The organism is Streptomyces botrytidirepellens, assembly GCF_003721215.1.
GTDB classification, from domain to species: Bacteria; Actinomycetota; Actinomycetes; order Streptomycetales; family Streptomycetaceae; genus Streptomyces; species Streptomyces himastatinicus.
The window spans coordinates 39,990-61,186 of the sequence record NZ_RIBZ01000153.1; the positions used below are offsets into that span (position 1 = coordinate 39,990).

Annotated in this window: 13 protein-coding genes; 8 read left to right on the forward strand and 5 right to left on the reverse strand. The window is 66.8% G+C overall.

Annotation, left to right across the window (positions count from 1 at the left end; genetic code table 11):
• Positions 1–5 precede the first annotated feature (5 nt).
• The 6 genes from EEJ42_RS11270 to EEJ42_RS11295 all read left to right on the forward strand — a co-directional run bounded on the left by EEJ42_RS11270 (position 6) and on the right by EEJ42_RS11295 (position 14,006).
• Positions 6–1,124, forward strand: coding sequence for a hypothetical protein (locus EEJ42_RS11270; protein ID WP_123099813.1), 1,119 nt, complete (start codon positions 6–8; stop codon positions 1,122–1,124).
• Positions 1,121–2,632 carry a hypothetical protein gene (locus EEJ42_RS11275; RefSeq protein ID WP_123099814.1) on the forward strand — a complete coding sequence of 504 codons (1,512 nt, stop codon included), beginning with the start codon at positions 1,121–1,123 and terminating at the stop codon, positions 2,630–2,632. The genes EEJ42_RS11270 and EEJ42_RS11275 overlap by 4 nt, the downstream gene beginning before the upstream one ends.
• Positions 2,629–3,993 carry an AAA family ATPase gene (locus EEJ42_RS11280; protein ID WP_123099815.1) on the forward strand — a complete coding sequence of 455 codons (1,365 nt, stop codon included), beginning with the start codon at positions 2,629–2,631 and terminating at the stop codon, positions 3,991–3,993. Before EEJ42_RS11275 ends, EEJ42_RS11280 begins: the two co-directional genes overlap by 4 nt.
• A 193-nt stretch (positions 3,994–4,186) precedes the next feature.
• Complete coding sequence (locus EEJ42_RS11285; protein ID WP_246096364.1) at positions 4,187–7,657, forward strand: helicase-related protein; 3,471 nt, start codon at positions 4,187–4,189, stop codon at positions 7,655–7,657.
• 80 nt (positions 7,658–7,737) lie between these two features.
• On the forward strand, positions 7,738–10,593 hold the full coding sequence (locus EEJ42_RS11290) for a DUF1156 domain-containing protein (protein WP_246096366.1): 2,856 nt from the start codon (positions 7,738–7,740) through the stop codon (positions 10,591–10,593).
• Positions 10,593–14,006, forward strand: a complete 3,414-nt coding sequence (locus EEJ42_RS11295; RefSeq protein ID WP_123099817.1) for a Swt1 family HEPN domain-containing protein — start codon at positions 10,593–10,595, stop codon at positions 14,004–14,006. Before EEJ42_RS11290 ends, EEJ42_RS11295 begins: the two co-directional genes overlap by 1 nt.
• A 99-nt stretch (positions 14,007–14,105) precedes the next feature.
• Here the strand turns inward: EEJ42_RS11295 and EEJ42_RS11300 are convergent, their stop codons facing one another.
• Complete coding sequence (locus EEJ42_RS11300) at positions 14,106–14,519, reverse strand: ATP-binding protein (protein WP_123099818.1); 414 nt, start codon at positions 14,517–14,519, stop codon at positions 14,106–14,108.
• 257 nt (positions 14,520–14,776) lie between these two features.
• Here EEJ42_RS11300 and EEJ42_RS11305 point away from each other — a divergent pair, with 257 nt between their 5' ends.
• Both EEJ42_RS11305 and EEJ42_RS11310 read left to right on the forward strand, forming a co-directional pair.
• The gene (locus EEJ42_RS11305) at positions 14,777–15,628 is read left to right on the forward strand and encodes a helix-turn-helix domain-containing protein (protein ID WP_184503029.1); all 852 of its coding nucleotides are present in this window, start codon (positions 14,777–14,779) and stop codon (positions 15,626–15,628) included.
• Between the two features lie 9 nt (positions 15,629–15,637).
• Positions 15,638–15,829 (forward strand): hypothetical protein, encoded by a 192-nt coding sequence (locus EEJ42_RS11310; protein WP_123099819.1) that lies wholly within the window; start codon positions 15,638–15,640, stop codon positions 15,827–15,829.
• A gap of 61 nt (positions 15,830–15,890) precedes the next feature.
• On the opposite strand, the gene EEJ42_RS11315 is transcribed toward EEJ42_RS11310, so the two are convergent.
• From EEJ42_RS11315 to EEJ42_RS11330, 4 genes are read right to left on the reverse strand one after another with little or no spacing between them, the layout of a single operon-like run.
• Positions 15,891–17,171, reverse strand: coding sequence for a hypothetical protein (locus tag EEJ42_RS11315; RefSeq protein WP_123099820.1), 1,281 nt, complete (start codon positions 17,169–17,171; stop codon positions 15,891–15,893).
• Positions 17,168–17,434, reverse strand: a complete 267-nt coding sequence (locus tag EEJ42_RS11320) for a hypothetical protein (protein ID WP_123099821.1) — start codon at positions 17,432–17,434, stop codon at positions 17,168–17,170. The genes EEJ42_RS11315 and EEJ42_RS11320 overlap by 4 nt, the downstream gene beginning before the upstream one ends.
• A complete protein-coding gene (locus EEJ42_RS11325; protein ID WP_123099822.1) occupies positions 17,431–20,091 on the reverse strand; it encodes an SUMF1/EgtB/PvdO family nonheme iron enzyme in 2,661 nt (886 codons plus the stop codon). Before EEJ42_RS11325 ends, EEJ42_RS11320 begins: the two co-directional genes overlap by 4 nt.
• A complete protein-coding gene (locus tag EEJ42_RS11330) occupies positions 20,088–20,864 on the reverse strand; it encodes a class I SAM-dependent methyltransferase (RefSeq protein ID WP_123099823.1) in 777 nt (258 codons plus the stop codon). The genes EEJ42_RS11325 and EEJ42_RS11330 overlap by 4 nt, the downstream gene beginning before the upstream one ends.
• Positions 20,865–21,197: the final 333 nt, after the last annotated feature.

Here is a 21,197-nt window from a genome sequence, read left to right on the forward strand (position 1 = left end):
AGACGATGCCCTCGCAGCAGTCCGAACCTCCCGACGGCCGACTCGCGCGGCTGCGTGGACCGCAGCCCCCTCAGCCGTACTCCGCTCGCAAGATCACCGCCCTGACCGCCAATCCCGCCTGCGCCCGCCGCGCCGTCCTCGACGCCACCGGGGTGGACAAGGCACTGCTCGCCCAGCGGGTCGGCTACGAGCCGCGCTTCGGCCAGTCACCCTTCGCCCTCGCCCGCGAACAGGCGTTCCACAGCCTCGTGAAGTGGGGCGGCTACGCCGAGCTCATCCGGCTGCTGCGCGAGCGGCTCTCCGCCCCCGTGGAAGAGGCCCATGTCACCGACCTCAACGAGGTGGGGGGCAACACAACCCTGCACGTGCGCGAGCGGGAGACCCGCCGCCTCATCGCTTACGTGGCCTCCGGCCAGGACGTACGACTCATCCTCGACCGCCCCGTGCTCACTCTCGAAGTCGCTGGTCAGACGGCGTACCTGGAGCCGGACGCCCTCACCCATCGCATCGATGGAAAGTTCCACGTCGTCCTGATCCGCTCGTTCGCGGCGATCGACGGCCAGGCCAACCCGACCGCCGTCGCCGAGGCAGCCAAGCAGGCCGCGGTGTACGTCCTCGCCCTCCGCCGCGCCTTCGACACCGTCGGCCAGCCCACCGGGCAGATCTCCCACGAGTTCCTGCTCGTCTGCCCCAAGGACTTCTCCAACCGCCCCTACGGCCGCCTGATCAACCTCCAGCAGGAACTCGACGCGCTCCAGTTCCAGCTCTCGCGGCTGCGGCGCGCCGAGGACCTCGCGGCCCGACTCCCCGAGACGGCGACCCTGGACACGACCCGCAGCGCGGAGGAACTCTCCACCTCCATAGAGGCGTTGGACGCGTCGTACACGCCCTCCTGCCTGTCCTTCTGCGAAATGGCGCGCTACTGCCGCGACGAAGCCGACGGATGCGCCTCGCCGGCCCGCCTGGGCAGCGGTGTGCGCAACGACCTGCCGGGCATCGACTCCACCCGCACCGCGCTCGACTACCTGGACGGAGTCTCCGCGCCAGGAGAGGCCGAGGCGGAAGCCGCCGACCTGCTGCGCGCGGCCGCCCGGCTGCGCCGACTCCGCCGGGGGGCCGCATGAGCGTCCTGTCCACCGTCGCGGCGCTCACGGCGTCCCGCACCGGCCGTGCCGAACCGCTGACGACCGTCCGCCACCAGCACCTGGACGAGAAGCCGTTCGTCCTGGTGCCGCTCACCCTCGCCGGCGAGGCGTGCGCGCCCCTGGCCGCCCTCGCGGGAACGGACCCCGAGCACCCGACCCTCCTCACCGTCCGCCAGCCGCGCAACCGCGCCGAACGCTTCCGGTTCGCCGAGCGCCTCGCCGCCCTCCTCCTTGCGTACTTCGACGAGTGCCGGACGGAGACGGAGCCCTACACCGTCGGTCGAGGCAAGGAGAAGGAGGAACGCCTTCGCTTCCAGCGAGCTCCGCAGCTCCTGGTGCCGAACGGCGCGGGCATCGCGTACGTGCGCCTGCTCGGCCGGCTGACCAGACTGCGCGCCACCGAGGGGCCGTACGCCGTCGACCCGTCCGTGCCGGCCCTCGGCAAGTGGCTGACCTGGTTAGCGGAGCTGGCCGAGTTCCCGGACTCCAGTGTGCTGCTCGCGATGACCCGGCTGCTGGCCGCACACTGGGCCACGGGCCAGAGCTCTTCCGAGGACTCCCACCTCGCGTCCCTGCTCGCCTGGATCGATCCGCCCGAGGGCAGCGACGGCGCGCGGGCTGCGCGGGAGACGGAGGACCCCGCCATGTGGCCGCCGGCCGGTCCGTCCACGGACGCGATCTTCGACCGGACCCTCCACGAACTGATGACGCGCTACGACGAGGCGTCCGACGACCGCGGACGTGAGGCGGTCGGCCGCCAGATCGACCGTGAGCTGAGCGGCCAGATGCTGCCCACCTGGCGGCTGATGTGGCGCGGCGTGGAGCTGCTCCGCGATCTGCCGGAGGGTGCCCACGTCCCCGACCGCTGGTCCCGAGACCGGCGCTGGTTCTCCGAGTACGCCGAGTACCTGGACGCCGACGGCCGACCGCAAGCCCGGCGCGACCAGGCTGTCAGGGCCGCCCGCCGTCTGGGCCGACTGGAGGACGCGGTCGCCCGCTACGAGGCGCAGCGCGCGTACGACGACCCGCTGGTGATGGCGGAGTACGAGCTGACCGGCGAGGCGTTCACGGGCACGGTGACGGCCAGGGACGAGGACCGCTTCGTCCCCGGCGACCGTCCCGGATCCCAGGTGTGGCGCCCCACGATTACCCTCCGCACCGACGCCCGTATCGGTCTCGCGGCCGGCACGAAGGTGAAGTCCCCCGCCCGGCCCGGCCAAGGAGCCCAGATCCTCGAAGTACGGCAGGAGGACGACGGCGGCCACACCGTGGTGCTCCAGCTCGAGGGCGGCTTCGAGAGGAAGCGCAAGCCTCCGGCACCGGTCGGCACGCTCGCGGAGACCGGCGAGGAGCTGACATACACCACGCTCAACCCCACGGCCATGCCGTCCGCCATGCCCGACGAGGAGAACACCCCCTGGACCCACGGCGGTCCGCCGCAACCGTACGAACCCACCGACGAGGACGCAGAGGAGACCTGGGAGTGACCGCCCTCCTTCCCGACACCGGGGAGCCCGAAGCCCTCACCCCCGGCGAACGCGCGGACCGGGCGGTCGCCGGGATCCTGACCAGCCTCGACACCGCGCCTGGCCGGGGCGTCGTCGTGGACTCGCCTCCCGGAGCCGGGAAGTCCACGCTGGTAGTGCGGGCCACCGGGCACCTGACGTCCGCGGGCCACCAGCTCATGATCGTCGCGCAGACCAACGAGCAGGTCGACGACCTGGTGGACCGCATCGCGCAGAAGCATCCCGACCTGGCGCTCGGCCGCCTCCACGCCAAGGGCCACACCCTCCCGCCCCGCGTCACCCGGCACCCCAACGTCACCGGGAGCAGCCAGGTGACGGATCTGCGCGACCTGCCCGTCGTGGTGTCCACCGCGAAGAAGTGGTCGTTCATCACCCCGGACAAGTGCGCGCCGTGGCGGTGGGCCATCGTCGACGAGGCCTACCAAATGCGCTCCGACGCGCTCCTGGCGACGGCCCCGCTGTTCGCCCAGGACGACTCGCAAGTCCTCTTCGTCGGCGACCCCGGCCAGCTCGACCCCTTCGCCACCGTGGAGACCGACCGCTGGCACGGCCTGACCTGGGACCCCTTGCGCAACGCGGTCGACGTCACGCTCGCCCACAACCCCGACCTCGTCCGCCACCAGCTCCCCGTCTCCTGGCGCCTCCCGGAGACGGCGGCACCCCTGGTCGAGCAGGCCTTCTACCCCTTCTACCGGTTCGACCCCGGCACGACGGCATCGGAGCGCGTCCTCTCGTACTCCATCCTGTCCCACGGCTCCACCCCACTGGACGACGTCCTCGCCCGGGCCGCCGACTCCGGCTGGGGCCACCTGGAACTCCCCGCGCGCCACACCCTCGACCAGGACCCGGAGGTGGCCGAGGCCCTCGCGGCGACGGCGGCCCGGCTGCTGGAGCGCGGCGCCCTGGTCAATGGCGAGCCCCTGACCGCGGACCGCATCGCGATCGGCACGGCCCGCACCGTGCAAGCGGACGCGGTCCGCACCCGCCTCGCCGCCCGCGGCCTGACCGGCATCACCGTGGACACCGCCAACCGCCTCCAAGGCCGCGAGTTCGACGTCACCCTGGTCTGGCACCCGCTGTCCGGCCGCCAGGACGCCTCCGCCTTCCACCTGGAAACTGGCCGCCTGTGCGTCCTGCTCTCCCGGCACCGTTTCGCCTGCATCGTGGTGGCCCGCGCCGGCATCCGCGACCTGCTGGACCGGCACCCGCGGAGCAGCCCCGTTTACCTGGACGTACCGCCGAAGTTCCCGGATGGGTGGCGGGCGCATCAGGTGGTTATGGGACATCTGGAGCGGGGAGAGCACAGGGTGCGAACGGCTTGAGAACCCCTGACTTCCAATCACCACCAAGATGTGAAATATCTGTGGAGAAAGTGGTTGAATGCTACATGGCTGCGCCTTGGCAGCGTTCGTCGATGCTGTCGGACACTCGTGACTACGCTCTCGACGAAGCAGCGGCATCCAAGGCGGTTGGCGCCGAGTTTCTCAGCGCCTGGTTGTTGGGGGGAAAGGTCCTATGGACGCCGATGATGTCGAACCTGGAGTTCGCCTGACCGGATTGACTTCGGGGACGGTCACCGTCGTCGCTGCCACGCCGATTGGTGACGCTCTTCAAATTACGGCCCGCGACGACTCCGGACATCTGTTCGATCAGGTGCTTTTCCCCGCAGACATCACTGGGCTGCGGCGTGAAGCACCGAGGTCCCGATGGTCGTTCGACGCCAGCCCTGAACAGTTCCGTCTTGCGGCTGAGGCGCTTCGCATGCAGCACGCGGGTCTAACGGACCCGATGCTTGCAGTGGAGACCAGCGACATCGACCCGCTGCCCCACCAGATCCGCGCCGTCTACGACACCCTGCTGGCCCAAGCCGGCTCCCTGCGCTTCCTGCTGGCAGATGACCCTGGCGCAGGAAAGACGATCATGGCGGGTCTGTACCTCAAAGAGTTACTGCTGCGCGGAGACGTTCAGCGTTGCCTGATCGTCGCCCCCGGTGGACTGGTCGAGCAGTGGCAGACCGAACTCGCGGAGAAGTTCGGGATCGAAATGGCGATCTTGACACGTGACCTGGCTGAGGCCGACCGCGACGGCGACCCGTTCCGGCGCAACCCAATGCTGATCGCGCGTATGGACCAACTGGCCCGCAACGAAGACTGGCAGACCATCCTCGCGGAGTCTGAATGGGACCTCATCGTCGTGGACGAGGCCCACCGTATGAGCGCATCCTGGTTCGGCAACGAACTCAAGCGCACCCGCCGCTATGAGCTGGGCCAGCTGCTCGGCAGGAGCACCCGGCACTTTCTGTTGATGACCGCGACCCCTCACTCGGGATCGGAGGCCAACTTCCAGACATTCCTCGCGCTTCTGGACCCCGACAGGTTCGCCGGTCAGTACCGCCGGGGCGTGCACTCCACCGACACCACCGGTCTAATGCGCCGGATGATCAAGGAGGACCTGCTCACCTTCGACGGCAAGCCGCTATTCCCCGAGCGGGTGGCCGAGACCGTCGAGTACACGCTCTCCCCACCGGAGATGCACCTATACAAAGAGGTCACCGAGTACGTACGCACGGAGATGAACCGGGCCGAGCGAGCCGACGGCAGACGACGCACTGTCGGCTTCGCGCTCACGGTCATGCAGCGACGCCTGGCGTCGAGCCCGGAGGCGATCTACCAGTCGATCCGGCGCCGTGCCACGCGCCTGCGCACCCACCGTGATCAGACCCTGGCCGGCCCGTTCGCTCCCCCACCCGAAACGTTGTCGTTCGACCCAGACGACTTCGACTCCGATGAGCTCGGTGCCGCCGAGCTGGAGCATCTGGAGAGCGAGATCCTGGACGCCGCCACCGCCGCGCGCACGGCAGCGGAGCTGGACGCCGAGCTCGCGGTCCTGGCACGTCTTGAAGAGATCGCCCAGCAGGTCCGTACTTCGGGTGAGGATCGCAAGTGGCAGGAATTGCGTTCCCTTATCCTCAAGGCCCGCGAAGACGGTCTGAGCAGTGACCGCCACGCCCCACACAAAATCATTGTCTTCACCGAGCACCGCGACACTCTCGATTACCTCGCAGGCCGGATCACCACCCTGCTGGGCGGCGACGAGGATGCCGTGTGCACCATCCACGGTGGCACCACGCGACAGGCTCGTCGGGAGGTCCGCACCAAGTTCACCAACGACCCTCGCTGCCACGTACTGATCGCCACCGACGCTGCCGGCGAAGGACTGAACCTTCAGGCCGCGCACCTGATGGTCAACTATGACCTCCCCTGGAACCCCAACCGAATCGAGCAGCGCTTCGGACGTATCCACCGCATCGGCCAACGCGAGGTCTGCCGCCTGTGGAACCTCGTGGCTTCCGAGACCAGGGAGGGCCAGGTCTTCCAGCGTCTACTGACCAAGATCGAGCAACAGCGCCGCGCCTACGGCGGCAAGGTCTTCGATGTCCTAGGAGAGAACGCCTTCGCGGAGGAGCCGCTCCGTGACCTGCTCGTGCGAGCCATCCGCTACGGCGAGCAGCCCGAGGTCCGCGCCTACCTGGACCAGGTCATCGACAAGTCCGTAGCCGACGGCCTCGAGGAGTTGGTCAAGGAACGCGCCCTGGCCACCCCGGAGATCGGGGTGGAGGAGCTGGCCGAGCTGCGCCGGCAGATGGACGAGGCCCGCGCCCGGCGTATGCAGCCTCATTTCGTGCAGGCCTTCGTCATGGAGTCCCTGCGTGCCCTGGGTGGGCGGACCTCCGAGCGAGAGAAGGACCGATTCGAGCTGACCCAGGTACCCGCTGTCCTGCGCGAAGGTCGGCGTCCCATCAGCCCGCGCTATGGACGCATCACCTTCGAGCCCTCGGCCGTGGTGGTACCCGGGCGCCCGGACGCCGAGCTCATAGCGCCCGGTCATCCGCTGATGGACGCGATCATTACCGAAATCCTGACCAGGTACGGCGACACCCTGACCCGTGGGGCAACCTTCCTGGACCGGAACGCCACCACTCCCCGCCTTGTGTTCGCCCTGCTGGAAGAACTCTCGGACGGGCACGGCACCGCAATCAGCAAGCGGTTCGAGTACATCTCCGTGCTGCCGGACAGAACCGCACAGCCGGCAGGTCCCGCCCCGTACCTCGACCTGTCGCTGGCTGCAGACCTGGACCTGGAGCAGTGCACCGCACTGGCCCTTGCCATCAACTCCGAGCTGTCCTCGCCTTGGCTTGCCGAGGGCGTTGAGAAGATCGCCCAGAGCTGGGCGATCCGGCATGGCCTGCCTGAGCACCGGGCCGACGTCGTCGCTCGCGTTGTCCCGGCTGTCGAGCGGACGCGCAAGCTGGTACGTCAGCGTCTGCTGGCTCAGATGAACTACTGGGACGGTGAGTCAATCAAGCTTGCCGAGGCACAGGCGGCAGGCAAGAAGATCCGTATCTCACCGGCCACCGCACGTGATCGCGCTCGTTCCTTGGAAGCCCGACTCGCGCGCCGCCAAAGCGAGCTCGACCTCGAAACCCAGATCACCGTGCACACGCCGAAGATCATCAGTGCAGCGCTCGTCTTGCCCGCCGCGGTCGTCCCGGACATTGCCGACGGACAGACGACGCCGGACAGCTTCGCCCTCGACACCACCGTCACTGAGCGTCGGGCCGTAGATGCCGTACTGGCTGCCGAGCGTCGGCTCGGCCGGGTGCCTGAAGAGATGGCGCACTCCAACAAGGGCTTCGACATCCGTTCCCGCAAGCCCGACGGGCACCTGATCTTCATCGAAGTCAAGGGGCGCGTGCTGGGCGCAGACAACTTCATCGTCACCACCAGCGAAGTCGGCTACGCCAAAAATGCCGAGCCCGACTATCGGCTCGCACTCGTCGCCGTCGACCCCGACACCCCCGACGGGTCGAACGACCAGGTCCGCTACGTGCTCGCCCCCTTCGCCGACCTGGTCCTGGACAAGTACGTCGACGACCTGCGCCGCAAGTGGAAGGCCGAGTGGGGCCGCGGTGTAGAGCCCCTCTGACACACAAGATCCACACGCTTTCATCCGCTCGCATGCCACCCAAGGCACGGTTCGAGCGTCTCGGATTCTAAATTGAGTAGGTGAACACCGCAGTGCAGCCCGGAACGCCGTCAGGCTCTGTCCCTCGACGCAAGCTCATCGAAGTTTCCCTCCCGCTGGAGGACATCAACGCCGAGTCCGCCCGCGAAAAGTCGATCCGCCACGGGCACCCGTCCACACTGCACCTGTGGTGGGCTCGCCGACCGCTGGCGGCGGCGCGGGCGGTCCTGTTCGCCCAGCTCGTCGATGACCCGTCTTCGCATCCCGAGCTGTTCCCCACGGAGGAGAAGCAGAAGGCGGAGCGCGAACGCCTGCACGGGATCATCCGACGGCTAGTGGTCTGGGAGAACATCAACGACGAGGGCTTGTACCGGGAAGCTCGCGAGGAGATCCTCAGGAGCACGGGAGGGAACCCACCGGCAATCCTCGACCCGTTCGCGGGCGGTGGGACGATCCCGTTGGAAGCGCAGCGCCTGGGACTGGAGGCTCACGCCAGCGACCTCAACCCGGTGCCCGTACTCATCAACAAGGCTCTCATCGAGATCCCGCCGAAGTTCGCGGGACAGCCGCCCGTTTTCCCTGGGGCTGCGGAGAGTCGATTGGGGCCTTGGCCGCGTGCCACAGGTCTGGCGGAAGACGTTCGTCGCTACGGCACATGGATGCGCGACTGCGCCCAGGAGCGTATCGGGCACCTGTACCCACAGGCAGACGTACCCGTGCTCGATCCGAGTGGAAAGCCAACAGGGAGGACGACGAAGGCCACGGTGATCGCATGGATTTGGGCACGCACCGTTACCTGCCCGAGCCCTGCGTGCGGTATTCGGATGCCTCTGATGGGTTCGTGGTGGCTCGGCAAGAAAAAGGGCATGGAAGCCTACGCCGTCCCTATTTTGACCGACGACGCCGCCTCACCCGGCGGTCGACGCGTCGATTTTAGAATCGAGCACAATCCTGCAACGGCCCCTGAAAACACGGATGACGGGACGGTTGGCCGTAAGGGTGCACACTGCGTTGGATGCGGCAATCCCGTCGAACTCAAGTACATTCGATCCGAGGGTCGCGGGAAGCGCATTGGCCAGCAACTTGTTGCTGTAGTCGCAGAGAAGAATCGGCGCCGAATCTACATCCAACCCGATTCAATTCACATTGATGCGACAAACGTAAAGCGCCCCGAAGCCATTCCATCTGGAGAATTGGGGCACTATCCACGCGACATCAAGGCCCCGATCTACGGAATGAAAGATTTCGCAGACCTTTTCACAAATCGACAACTTGTCGCACTCGTCACATTCAGCGATCTGATCCGTGAAGCTCGAGAGCGGATTGTTGCCGACAGCGTTGCCTCTGGAGTCAGTCGCGGTGTCTCGCTCAATGAAGGTGGTACAGGAGCGGAAGCGTATGCCGACGCGGTTGCAACGTACCTCACATTCGCTCTAAGTAAACTCGCTGCACGCAACAACACCATGTGCACCTGGGAAGCCCGAATGAACCGGCTTCGTGGGTCGTTTCAGCGTCAGGCAATCCCGATGACCTGGGACTTCGCCGAAGCGTCACCCCTTGAAGAATACGGCGGAGGATTCACCGCCGTAGTAGCCTCCGAAGTCGAAGTTCTCGATTCCATGCCTGTCGTACGAGTAGCTGGGGCAGCTCGACAGGCGGATGCCGCTAGTCGATCCTACGACAATCTTCTGGTCTCAACCGACCCGCCGTACTATGACAATATCGGATACTCGGATCTTTCCGACTTTTTTTACGTCTGGCTCCGCCGATCCCTCCGCAACGTGCATCCAAATCTCTTCGGGACAATGTTGGTTCCCAAGGTGGAAGAACTCGTTGCCAACCCCTACCGCCACGGAGGAAAAGGAGAAGCGGAAGCTTTCTTTGAGAAGGGATTCGAGCGCGTTTTCACCCTCGCACGGGAGTCAGCATCTCACGAATATCCGATTTCTGTCTTCTATGCCTTCAAGCAGGCAGAGCTAGAAAAGGAGGGAGTTGCTAGCACAGGGTGGTCAACATTCCTAGATGGAATGATTCGCGCCGGATGGACCATTACCGCTACTTGGCCCGTGAGGTCCGAACTGCCGAATCGCATGATGTCTGCGGGCATGAACGCGCTTGCTTCATCCATCGTGCTGGCTTTGCGACCTAGAGAGAAGGAGGCACCTACAACCGATCGCACCGGTTTTCTTGTTGCTCTACACAATGAACTGGAAGCGGCCCTTCCGAAAATTCGCGAGGGGGCGATCGCGCCGGCTGACCTGCGTCAGACGATCCTCGGGCCAGGAATGGGGGTGTTCTCCCGCTTCTCCCGCGTGCTGGAGGACGACGGCTCCACGATGTCGGTGAAGACCGCGCTGGCACTGATCAACCAGACGTTCGACGCGTTGCAGAACGAGCACGACGCCGAGCTGGATGCCGACACCCGTTTCTGTCTGGACTGGTTCCGTTCCTACGGCTGGGACACGCGCCTCTACGGTGACGCCGAGTCGCTGGCTGTACCTCTGGGCCTCTCCGTAGATGGGATCGCCCGCGGCGGAATTCTCACCTCCGGCGGCGGGAAGGTCGCACTCATCAAGCCGCTGGCTCTGGACCCTCGGTGGGACCCGGGCCACGACGACCGGCTGTCTCTGTGGGAGGTCACCTGCCATCTGGCACGTGCGTACGCGACCGAGGGCCGCGAGGAGGCCGCCAGGCTCATGGCCGGAGTGAAGGGGAAGGTGGACCTGGACGAGGTCAACCGCCTGGCCATCCGCCTGTATGAACTGATGGAGTCTCAGGATGCCTCGACCGCTGGCTTGTTCAATGGGTTCGGCGGGGCGTGGGCCGATGTCTCCGCCACGTCGACCACGATCCGCCCGGCCGCTGTGGCCGAGACGCTCTTTGGGGAGGAGATCTGATGGCGCTGACGAACAACGAGAAGGTACTGCGCGGACTCGACCAGCTACTCGAGGGGATGCGCCCGTGGGTCGACATGCGTATGTCCGCACAGGTTCCAGCCGGCAAGGACTGGGTCGAGCTGATCGCCGCAGAGGATGCGGCCAAGTTCGGTACCGCGAAGACGTACTCGCGGGACGACGTGCGATTCCTGCTCCGCATGATCACCGAGAGGTGGAAGGTCTTCGAGAAGGATCTATCGCGCCCGCAGTCCGCGTTGGCCTCCGAGCTGCGGGAGACGGCGAACGCAGCGCACCACGGGCAGAAATTCTCCTCGGACGACACCTACCGCGCGCTGGACACGATCGAGCGTCTGTTGACAGTGATCGGTGCCGGGGACGAGGCGGACGCGGCCGCAAAGCTGCGCATGGAGCACCAGCGTGAGGTCTTCGAGAGGCAGACTCGCAACCGACTGACGCGTGAAGCGCAGGCGGTCAAGGTGGCCGGCATGCAAGCCGGTACGGCGATCAAACCGTGGCGGGAGGTCATCCGGCCGCACGCCGACGTTATCCGCGGGCAGTTCTCCGCCGCGGAGTTCGCCGCCGACCTCTACGCGGTGGCCCATGGCCACACTGCGGCGCCGGAGTACCTGAACCCGGCTGAGTTCTTCTCCCGTACCTACCTCACCAGCGGTCTGTCCGACCTGCTGACTCGTGCGCTCAAGCGCATCTCCGGGGATCCCGGGGCGAGCCCGGTTATAAACCTGCAGACCCAGTTCGGTGGCGGTAAGACGCACTCCATGTTGGCCCTGTACCACCTGTTCTCCGACGGCCTGACCACGAGCGCGCTGCCTCAGGCCGTCCAGGACGTCGTACATGCCTCCCTGCCCACGGCCGAAGGCGATCCGCTGAAGTCTCTGGACGTGAAGCGAGCCACCTTGGTGGGCACGAAGCTCTCCCCGAGCCAGCCGATCCCTAAGAACGACGGCACGCAGGTGCGCACGCTCTGGGGGGAGTTGGCCTGGCAGCTCGGAGATCGCGAGGCGTTCGACCGCGTCGCGATGGCTGATGCGACCGGCACCGATCCCGGCGACGCGCTGGACGCCGTCGTACGGGACGTCGTCGCGAGCGGCAAGAGCGTGCTGATTCTGATCGACGAGTGGGTGGCCTACGCCCGCCAGCTCGTGGGCCGCGACGACCTGCCCGGCGGAACGTTCGCGACGCAGCACACCTTCGCCCAGCACCTGACCGAGATGGCCAAGTCCATCCCCGGCGTCATGCTCGTGGTCTCCATTCCCGCTTCTGACTCCCTGGACAACGGAGGCGGCGGTTCGGCGCTGGAGGTGGGTGGGCCCAACGGGCACGTCGCTCTGGAAACCCTGCAGCACACCATCGGCCGGAACGCTGACGACTGGCGACCGGCCAACAACATCGAGTCCTTCGAGATCGTGCGGCGGCGCCTGTTCGAAGAACCCGACGCCGTGGCCCTGGCGGACATCGCTGCGGTGGCCAAGCAGTACGTGAAGTACTACCAAGAGAACACCGGGTTCTTCCCGCGTGAGACGACCACGGGGGCGTACGAGCAGCGCATCCGAGCGGCGTATCCGATCCACCCCGAGCTGTTCGACCGGCTCTACGAGGACTGGTCGACGCTGCCGAAGTTCCAGCGCACCCGCGGCGTGCTGCGTCTGATGAGCGTGGTCATCAACTCTCTGTGGGTCGCCAATGACACCACGCCGCTCATCACCCCCGGCGCCGTGCCCGTCCACGACACCCAGGTATTCAGCGAGATCACCAAGTATCTCGACGACAACTGGAAGCCAGTGGTGGACAAGGACGTCGACGGGGAGGGGGCGACCCCGGTTCAGATCGATCGCGAGCGTCCGTCGTTCGGGCAGCGAGCCCTTACCAGGCGTCTCGCCCGGTCAGTGTTCATGGCTACCGTCCCGACGCTGCGTTCGGCACACAAGGGCGTGGACATCCAGCAGCTCCGCCTGGGCACTGCGGTTCCTGGCGACGTCATCAACCACATCGGTGACGCGCGCGCCTTGCTGGGCCAGCGTGCTACCTACTTCTATGAGGACGGCGACCGCTCCTGGTACGACCTGGCTGCTTCGGTCTCCCGTGTGGCCGCCGACCGTGCGGCCGGTTACAGCGAGGCCGACGTGCACGCCACGATCGTCGAACGCCTCAAGGCTACGGAGAAGGCATCCAAGGCTTCCTTCGGTACCGTGCATGCCGCGCCTCTCGACACCGGGGACATCCTCGACTCCGAGGTGCTCAAGCTCGTCGTCCTGCATCCGAAATTTACCTGGGGCAAGGACGCCTCTGCCGCCACGGATTTCGCCGCGCGTCTCCTGCGAGAGGCAGGCACCGGGCAGCGGCAGCGCCGCAACATGCTGGTCATGGTCGCCGCCGATCGCGACACCTACCCCGAGCTCGACGGAGTGGTGCGGGAGTACCGGGCTTGGAAGTCCATCGCCGATGAGGCTGAGGAGCTTGAGCTCAGCGCCCAGCAGCGCAAGCAGTCCGTCACCCGCGCACGTCAGTTGGACGCGGCGGTCGACGACCGTGTCCGCGCGGCATTCACCGCAGCGCTGATCCCGACCGAACTGCCTGGCCAGAAGCCGACCATCTCCTTCACCCGCATCGCCAAGGACGGTGGTTCCCTCGCCGAGCGCGTCACCGCGGCGCTCAAGGCCAAGGGCTGGATCACCCCGGTACTCGGGGCCACTCTGGTACGTATGGCTCTCGAAGGCGCCCTGGCCAACGCCTGGGGCAAGGGACATGTGAGGTTCGGCGACCTGTGGTCCTGGTACACGCAGTACCCCTACCTCAAGCGCCTGCCCAACCGGCAGGTACTCGAGCAGGCCGTACTCGGTGCTGCTGACGTCCTCCTCTGGCAGCAGGACGCCTTCGCCCTCGCCGACGGCCACGACGAGGCCACCGACGAGTACCAGAACCTCTGGATGCATGGCGACAAGCCCGATCCCAGTTTTGTCACCGACGACACGCTCCTCGTCCAGCCAGCTCGAGCCGTCGCCCAGCGCGCACGGGTTGTGGCCACCCCGCCGATCGAACCGGTCACCAGTGCGGATGACGGCAACAGCAGTGAAGGCAACAGCCCGTCTCCCAGCCCCGCTGCTGTCACATCTACACCGGGCCCTGGCTCTCAGCCTTCGACTCCGCCAGCGAAGAGGGTCACGCGCAGGTTCTGGGGTGTCAAGGCCCTCAACTCCGATCGTCCTGCTGCCGACTTCGCCAATATCCAACAGGAGGTCCTCGCGCACCTCGAAGCCGCCGACGGCGTCACGCTCGAGGTCCGTATCGAGATCACTGCAAGCACTCCCGACGGATTCACCGAACAGCAGGTGCGTACCGTCCGAGAGAACGCCGCCCAGCTGAAGTTCGAGGACACAGGTTTCGAAGAAAACTGAGTTGGCCCGACGATCGGCGTCAAACATCGATGAGGGCTGCACCGTCTACTGCTGTATCGACGGCGCAGCCTTACACGCCCGGCCGACCGCTCCGCGCCGTCAACCGCCCTGGCGGAAAGGGAGACCCGCGATCACGGATGTTCCGCGTGTGGGGCGGGGCCGGACGGTCCAAGCGGTGGCGAGGCTGTCGACGAGGATCAGACCCCGACCGCTCTCGGAGTTTGTGTCCGGGCGAGCCAGTTCGGGTTTGCCGGTACCCGGGTCGGAGACGGCGAGCCAGTAGTGTCCGTCGGCGGGCCACAGGATGAGTTCGATGAGCTCCTCGTCCTCCCGGCAGGCGCCGTGACGAAGGGCGTTGGTGACCAGCTCGGAGGTCAGCAGGCCGAGGTCGTCGCCGAGGTGGGGACGAAGGACCTGTGGCAGCGATTCGGCGACGGCGTGGCGGGCTCGCCGTACGGAGGTGGGGTGGGCAGGGAAGCGCCAGTGAACGGGTACGAGGGGGATCTCGGGCATGGCGAACTCCATTGCTGTGGTGAGGGTTCGGGGTCGCCGGTGGCCTGCCGCCCTGGTCGCGAGCACGCCCGTCCCAGGGCAGACGGGCAGGCTCGCGCGGTGCGCTTCCGGCATTGCGGTGTGTAGCGTGCGCGTGACCCAACACTAGCGGCTCCCTGTGGCGCAGCGCCACAACTTCAGTGGCAATTTGCCACGATAGAGTTTGGACCAAGCATGCGAAGCCCGGCAGACTGGCGGGCCGGGCAGAGAGGGACAGCATGTCGATGCGAAGTGCACCCACAGAACGCCAACAGCGACTTGGCGCTGAACTGCGCAAACTCCGTCTCGCAGCAGGTGCAAGCACGCAGTACGCAGCTGGCCTGCTGGGCCTGGACCGCGCGAAGATCTCCAACATGGAAGCAGGCACTCGGATCACGACCCCGGAGCGAGTGCGGACGCTGGCCAGCAACTACGACTGCTCTGACGATCTTTACATCGAGGCCGTCGCGGCCATGGCCGATGAAGCGGACCCCGGCTGGTGGGAGCAGTACCGCGGTACCTTGCCGTCTGGACTGCTCGACATCGCCGAGCTTGAGTGGCACGCCAAACGCCTGCTCACCGGGCAGATCGTCCATCTGCCGGGCCTATTGCACACCGAGGAGTACGCCCGCGCGGTGTTCAACTCCGGGCTGCCGCGCATGTCCCGTTTGGAGGTCGAGTTGCGCGTGAAGCACCGCATGGATCGACAGCAGGTTCTGGATGAGCCGATCTCACTGCCGTACATCGGATACATTCACGAGGCGGCCCTCCGTATGCAGTTCGGTGGCCGCAAAGTCACTCAGACCCAGCTCGACCACCTACAGGTCATGTCCGAGCGCGACAACATCACTCTGCGGATTATCCCCGTCAGCAGCGACGGCTTTCCGGGAGCGGGGCACGCCCTTCTGTATGCCGAAGGCCCCGTGCCGCAGCTCGATACAGTCCAGTTGGATTCCACGCACGGCCCCGAGTTCCTCCATGCCGAAGCCCAACTCGCCAAATTCCGTGCCCACCTCGACTGGATGGATGCGCACTCTCTGAGCCCCGAAAAATCCCGGGAACTCATCCATGCTGTCGCCCGTGAACTCTAAGGAGCCCTCATGCCTGTCATCACGTGGGAAACCCCCTACTGCGCAGAAGGCAACAACTGCTTCCGCCTAGGCACCGACGCCGACGGCAACGGCTACATAGCCGTGGCCGGCCAGGAGGACCACTACCTCACCGACTCCCTCGAAGCCCTGCGCGCCCTCATCACCGACATCAAGGCCGGCAAGGCCGACCACTTGCTGTAGGACCCGCCGCGCCGCCGCCAGTCGGTACCGTGTACAGCGATCGACCGAACGAAACAGTGCGTTACGCCTCACCATCGCCGCCGCGCAGCGACGACAGGACCAGGCGTCCGTACCGAGTCGTGAGGGCCGCGGCCGTGGCCGCGATCGACAGGCCGAGTGCGATCAGCAGATGGGCCACCGAATCGTCACCCAGCACTTGCAGGATACTGAGGGCGGTGCCGAGTGGCAGGCCAAGAATGGTGAGGACGCCCAGGGCCCCGCTGATCTGTTGGCTCTCCTGAGTCTGTACGAGTCTGCTGTAGTCAGCGGCTTCGGCGAGGATCTCGGTGAAGCGGGCGGGAAGTCGGTGCTGGTTCTGGAAGGCGAGCAGCAGGTCGTTCGCTGGACCGTGGGCGGTGAGGTGCTGTCGCCAGTAGGTGCTGCGGAAGACTGCGATATTCCGCTCCAAGGCGGCGACGCGGCGTGCCAGCCGTGAGGAGTCGAACACCGCGGAGAGCTCGTCCGTAAGCTCGTCGATGTGGTCGCGCTGGAGAGAGCCGAGGAGCAGCGCGTCAAGGTAGACAGTGCGGGAGTGCAGGGCCCCGAACTCGAAGAAGTCACCAGCACCTGTGTCGGGCCGGTGGCCCACGAAGGCGGTCCCCTGCCGAAGGACCAGGGCGCTCCAGTCCGCCGAGATCCTCATGGTGTCCTTGAGCTGCTCGTCTGCTGTCTCGGGCGGGAGGGGAAAGTCCTCCGGTGTGGAGCGTGATGCGAGCTGCCACAGCCAGCGGTCCGCGCTGACAGGCAGGGTTCCTTGAGGACCGTCGCGGAGCACGGGGGTGTGCTGCTCCGAGGGGGCCATGAAGGCAACGGTGTAGGGACGGGCGATGGCGAACGGTGCGCCCGTGGCGCGGACGTCGGCGACCCCGGCGAGGAGCGCGGCCGGATCGAAGGGGCCGGTGAGCGGTTCGTCGGCTGTGCTGGACCGCCGACCGGCGAGGGTACGGAGTACTGGCAGGAGTGGTTTCTCCACGCTGAAGTGCAGTACGGCCAAAGCGTGTTCGGGGTCACGAGCGGTGGCCGCGCGCAGCAGTTCCATGCCGAGCAGATGGAGCCCGTCTCGCTTGGCGTCCTGCGGAAGGTGCCAGCGGCAGGGCCGCCCGGGGGCCCCGTACAGGGCACGCGCGGAGGCAGCGGCGAAGTACGTGGACCGGGTCGCGGCGTCGGTACGGCGGCTGCCCAGCTCGAACGGGAAGGGACCTTCGGGCCAGTCCGGGGCGTGCTGTAGCCGGGCGGGAAGGACGACGGTCAGCTCCTGGCGCGTCCCCGTGACCTCGCTGAGCAGCGGCACTTCGGCGGTCACCGGTAGTATTCGGCCGGGTCGGGCTGGTCGAGACGGATGACGAACTCGGCTTGGTCGGGGCTCTCGGCACTGATGTGGAAGCGGACGCGTTCGCCGGGGCGGATGGTCCGGAATCCCTCGGTCACGATCTGCCGGTAGTCGAAGCCGTAGTACCGCTCGTCCTCGTCGTCCCGGACGACGTAGGAGCTGAGCGCACCACGTGGTCCGCCGCCGGTCGGCCGCGTGTCGACGATGATTCCGTGGCGCGGCCCGCCACCGCTCATGCTGTCGTCTCCCCTGTGTCGTTGTCGATGTCCTGCACACATCGGAAGCCGACCGCGTTACTCCCCCCGTGCTTCCGGTAGACACCCTTGCTGCTGGCCTGTACCGCGCGCATCGGGTTGTCGTAGCTGCCGCCGCATATGACGGCCGCGGTCGGGTCGGACAAGGCAGTGGATGTCCACTCCCAGCAGTTGCCCACCATGTCGAGGATGCCGAACGGTGAGCGGTTGTCGGGGCGGTCCCCGACGGGTGTCACCCCGGCCCGGCGTACGGCCGTGCCCGCGAACTCCCGGTACCACGCCTGGTACGTCACGACAGGCCGGCCGACCCAGGAGTCGGCGCAGTTGACGCGGGTGCTGTCGGCTGTGTCACCCCACGGGAACAATCGTCCGTCGGTGCCGCGCGCGGCAGCCTCCCACTCGAGTGCGGTCGGGAGACGCTTGCCTTCGAAGGCGGCGAAGGCGTACGCGCTCCACCAGGTGATGCAGACGGCCGGGTGTGCGTCGTAGCGAGGGTTCTCGTAGTAGTCGGCATGTGCCAGCCGGTCGGTCATGGCACGGTGCGTGATGTCCGCGGGCTGGTCCGGATGATCCCACCGCGAGGTGCCGTCCGTGTCGAGGGTGTTGAGGAAATCGCGGTAGCGGGCGACTGTGACGGCATGGCGGTCGAAGCGCACGGGACGCTGGACGCGACGGATCAACAGCCTCTCGGCGGGACCCACCAGGAACGCCCCGGCGGGCAGCACGCAGTCGTCCGACTCCGGAGCGCCGGGCATGTCGGCGAGGAAGGCCCGCACTTGCTCGGTGAGGAAGGCGCCGCCGGGAATGTCCGCTGCCGCGTCCCGGGTTTCCGGGTCCGCGAGATACCGGGCGGCCAGCAACTCCTGGTACGCCGTGTGGACGAAGGCGACGTGATCGGGCCCGGCAGGGCGCAGCAGCGGGGCGAGGCCGCAGGCGTCGAGATCGGGGCGCCCGCCCGTGAAGGCGTCGGCACCCAGATCCCGGAACAAGTCGAGGAGGGAGAAGACCCTACGGTCCGTGAGAAACGCCTGCCCGAACACGGTCGGCAGCTTCCGCTCCAGTTCCGGCTGCCCACGCTCGACCAGTGTCCGCGCGATGTGTGCGCCAAGGAGCTCCGCCAGCGACTGCCCCGGCGGGAGCTTCAGTTCAGCCGTGATGCGCTTCTCCAAAGGAGTCGCCTCGGGCTCGGCCAGGCGTACGACGTGGAAGTGCGGGACACGAGCCGGGTCGAGACCGTTCGCGTACATCTGCTCGACCAACTGCTCCGAGCGGCCCGCGCCGCTGTCCAGCAGTTGACGCACCTGGGGAGAGTCCGCGAGGAAGGACACCCGCGAACTCATGACCACCGCCGATTCGGCGGACAGAACGGCCGCGAGATCGGTGAAGAGCCGCAGAAATCCGGAGGGGCTCGATTCCTCGACCCCCTCGTCGACGGCATCGAGCACGCACAGCGCGGTCCCGGACCGGATCAGGTAGAGGAAAAGGTCGTAGGCACGTGAGCGATCCGCCGACGTCATGACCGGCGCCAGGAGACGGGCCGCGTACTCGGAGAACGGTTCGTCCTTCGGTTTGAGGCCGAGGTCGAAGTAGAAGCGGAAGCGGCGGATCTCCGGGTCGGCAGCCAGCGCGCGCAGGAGCGTGCTTTTTCCGCTTCCGGGGCGACCGGTGACCAGCACGTTCGCGCTGCCGCGCGTGAGACGGGCGAGCAACTGCGCCGCGTCCCCGGACTGCGCCACGTGTACCTCGCCGGTGCGCGGGTCGGTGGTCAGGGTCGCCGCGGTGACAGCGGCCCGTGGCTCCGCCGGACTGGCGGTGGAGGTGAGCGGGGCGAGATGGTCATCGAGATTGACGATGGTGTCGACGAAACCGTCGTAGCCCACGATCCGGAAGTCCCGGCCCAGCAGTTGATGGAGTGCCCCGGAGTCCGTGCCGCTACCGCTGTCGTCATCCAGGACGACGAACCGGGTGAGCTTGGGCAGCCGGGTGCGCAGTAGCTCGCCACCGCTGGAGGCGAGGACGGTACTCAGGTCGTCGGCGTCCCGGGAGAGCATCAACTCCACGTACTCCAGCCGCATGCCCGACTCGCGGCAGAACAGCTGGTACACGGTGTCCGGACTGAGGACGAAGCGCTTCGCCTGCCGGTAGCCCAGCGTGACGTACAACCCGGCAAGGAACTCGCAGCGGCCTGCCACCTCCGGGGCCATGTCCGGCTCACCGCCGAGTAGGGCCGCGCTTCCGGTGTCGGTGAACCAGACCAGCACGTCGACGAGCCTGCGAACCGCCAGCAGCCCGTCCTCGTCGCTGATGTCGTACCCGTCGTGCGTGGACCGGTTGCGGAGCCGCCGGATGTCCTCGAGCGCGTCCAAGACCGTACTGCTGCGGATGTGAGGACGGCAGCGCTTGACGAGGTCGTTCAGGGCCTTCGTCGAAGGGTCACCCTCGACGCCGTGGTGGCGCCACAGCTCCTTGAGGAGCTTCTCGGTCAGCTTCCCGATCAGCGCGACCGCGTTCTCCGGATAACCGTCGTCGAGGGAACGCAGCGGCCGCTCAAGGTCGAGCCCTAATCGGTCAGCGATCCGCGAGTGGTCGTCGAGTTCGCTCCTCAGGCGCCGCAGCCGTTCATCGACCACTGCGCTCATACATTCTCCCCAGGCCGCTCCCCCAGGACGAACGCGAACCGGTCGGGAAACACCAGGACGGGCTCGGGATGCGCGGCCCGCATCTCTTCGATGCCCTTCTCGATCTCACTGTCGCTGAACGTGGACAGCAGCGACATGTATCGGGCGCGCACCATGCCGATGTACTTGTCCCGGTCGATGCGCAGTTCGTGCTCGACGTGAGTGAGGCCGGCGTCCAGCCCGGCCGCGCTCAAGTGCTGTTGGATGTGGGCAGGGTCCGGCTGCAACTCCTCGAAGCGGTCGAGAGCCGCTTGGAACAGCGGGTACTGGATGGTGGCGGGGAGCATCACCACCAGCAGCCGCCCTCCGGCGGCCAGCCGGTCGGCCAGGCCGCGCAGCGTGCGCGGTTGATCGGTGATGTGGTGAACCGACTCCTTGAGCCACATCGCGTCGACTTGTTCGTACGGCAGATCAGCACGGCCTTCGGCGATGTCCTCGGCGGACGCGACGATCGGTGTCAGGCCAGGGGGAGGCGGTGTGCCGAGCTGGCGCAGCATCTTCTCGGACGGATCGACGCACAGGATCGGATGGCGCGGCTGGAGCTGCCTGGCCACCTCCCTGGCGAACAAGCCCGTTCCGGAGCCTATGTCGGCAATCCGGTTCGTGGGGCTGAGCCGTAGCGCCTCGGAGATTTGGCCAGACATCCATGGAATGTAGTCCGGACCGTAGACCCAGTGCTCGTCGTACTCGGCTGCCAGTTCCTCGTAGTGCCCCCGCACGTCGCCCCGCTCCACGGTCCCCTCGCGCCCCTCGCGTGTTGCTGGTTGTGCGGGTAGTTGTGCCGCACAGGACATGCGCAGGCTATCGCGGGTGCCTGGACGGCAACAGGGCGGTCATCAGACAGTGGCGCCGCGGACGCAGTGAGGGAGCGCCGTCGGACTGCAGGTCCATGGCGCGGGGCGGGTGGCGGATGCGGGCCGAGGGGCCGGACAGACCGGTGGCAACTGACAAGGGTCACACGGGAGCAGCGAGTACGCGGGGCCGCGAACCGTGAATTGCGGAAGGCCATAGCCCACACAGACCCATAGTGGAACACCTTGGGCTTCATGGGGATCATTGAGTCAGGG

Excerpts from the sequence above, each read along its gene's own strand:
- EEJ42_RS11270 (WP_123099813.1), top strand. The coding sequence starts at position 6 with ATGCCCTCGCAGCAGTCCGAACCTCCCGACGGCCGACTCGCGCGGCTG.
- EEJ42_RS11275 (WP_123099814.1), top strand. The coding sequence starts at position 1,121 with ATGAGCGTCCTGTCCACCGTCGCGGCGCTCACGGCGTCCCGCACCGGC.
- EEJ42_RS11285 (WP_246096364.1), top strand. The coding sequence starts at position 4,187 with ATGGACGCCGATGATGTCGAACCTGGAGTTCGCCTGACCGGATTGACT.
- EEJ42_RS11295 (WP_123099817.1), top strand. The coding sequence starts at position 10,593 with ATGGCGCTGACGAACAACGAGAAGGTACTGCGCGGACTCGACCAGCTA.
- EEJ42_RS11300 (WP_123099818.1), bottom strand. The coding sequence starts at position 14,519 with ATGCCCGAGATCCCCCTCGTACCCGTTCACTGGCGCTTCCCTGCCCAC.
- EEJ42_RS11305 (WP_184503029.1), top strand. The coding sequence starts at position 14,777 with ATGTCGATGCGAAGTGCACCCACAGAACGCCAACAGCGACTTGGCGCT.
- EEJ42_RS11310 (WP_123099819.1), top strand. The coding sequence starts at position 15,638 with ATGCCTGTCATCACGTGGGAAACCCCCTACTGCGCAGAAGGCAACAAC.
- EEJ42_RS11320 (WP_123099821.1), bottom strand. The coding sequence starts at position 17,434 with ATGAGCGGTGGCGGGCCGCGCCACGGAATCATCGTCGACACGCGGCCG.
- EEJ42_RS11325 (WP_123099822.1), bottom strand. The coding sequence starts at position 20,091 with ATGAGCGCAGTGGTCGATGAACGGCTGCGGCGCCTGAGGAGCGAACTC.